Annotated in this window: 2 pseudogenes; both read right to left on the reverse strand. The window is 36.9% G+C overall.

Annotation, left to right across the window (positions count from 1 at the left end):
• Nucleotides 1–21: 21 nt before the first annotated feature.
• Nucleotides 22–687 (reverse strand): annotated as a pseudogene (locus tag BQ5809_RS08005) (IS256 family transposase, variant Zn-binding type); the annotation flags it as partial.
• Between the two features lie 124 nt (nt 688–811).
• Nucleotides 812–916: pseudogene (locus BQ5809_RS11605) on the reverse strand (IS1/IS1595 family N-terminal zinc-binding domain-containing protein); the annotation flags it as partial.
• Nucleotides 917–1,015 lie beyond the last annotated feature (99 nt).

Raw genomic sequence — 1,015 nt, forward strand, 5'->3', positions numbered from 1 at the left:
TTTTTACCACACCTAACCTGCCTAATTAGAAAAATAATCTTTAATAAACATAGTTTTATTCTCTAAATTTAGGCCAATATGGTGGTTCAAAGCACTTTTTAAACCAGCAAAACGACTTTCCAATAAATTCGTTGTATTGGGAATGGATAACTCAGTATATTGCTCAAATGTGAGCAGCAAGGGCAAGTTGCGTTTTAGGCTTAAATAAGCACTTCTTAATCGTTTGTGGGTGTAGTGTGTTTTACCTGTTTCAGCGTTAATGGTACGTTCATTGACATATTGTTTATGTTGCCTATACCAACTATTCAATGCAGCCTGAAAGCTGCTAAAACTGCTTTTGGTAAGCGTTAAGGTTAATGCCCTGAGTTGCTCAGCAGCGAGCGATTTAGGTTTATTGGTCAGGTATCGAATAACCGTTTGAACTTGATGAAACTGGCACAGTTGCACAGGAATATCTGCAAATAATTGCGGCAATCCCTTACGCCCATCGCAAATAATGCTTTGAATAATCATGTTATTATCTTTTAACTTTTTTACTGCTTGATAATAAAGCTGATTGGTTTCATAAGCGACAATATCAACGGATAAAACTTGTTTACTCACACTATCCATTAAAACCAACGCACCAAAAGTATGCCCAAAATAAGTTGTATCCAAAAACACATTAACCTTTTTCGGGTGCGAAAAGTGATTTTGTTTCGTTGCTCATTTTATTAAGCGGCGTTGAATGGTTTTGGTGCTGCATTGATACTGTTGAGCCAGTTGTTCAATGGTGCGATGCTCATCGCGATATTGTTACCAAAGTTCATCGTTAATTTAAGCGTATTCCACCGTTAAAACACTTCTTACATTGGGTGCAAAAATAGCGTTGTTTATGGTTACGCGTTCCGTATTTTTGAACGGAATTTGAGTGACAAAAAGGGCATTTTTTGTGTTCAAAGCATTTGACCTATCTGAAAGCCTTTAAGCATAAGGCTTTCAGCGATTTTTACCAACCATTTTGTCCTTTAACCCG

Origin of the sequence: Kingella kingae ATCC 23330, assembly GCF_900111845.1 — a bacterium.
GTDB lineage: Bacteria > Pseudomonadota > Gammaproteobacteria > Burkholderiales > Neisseriaceae > Kingella > Kingella kingae.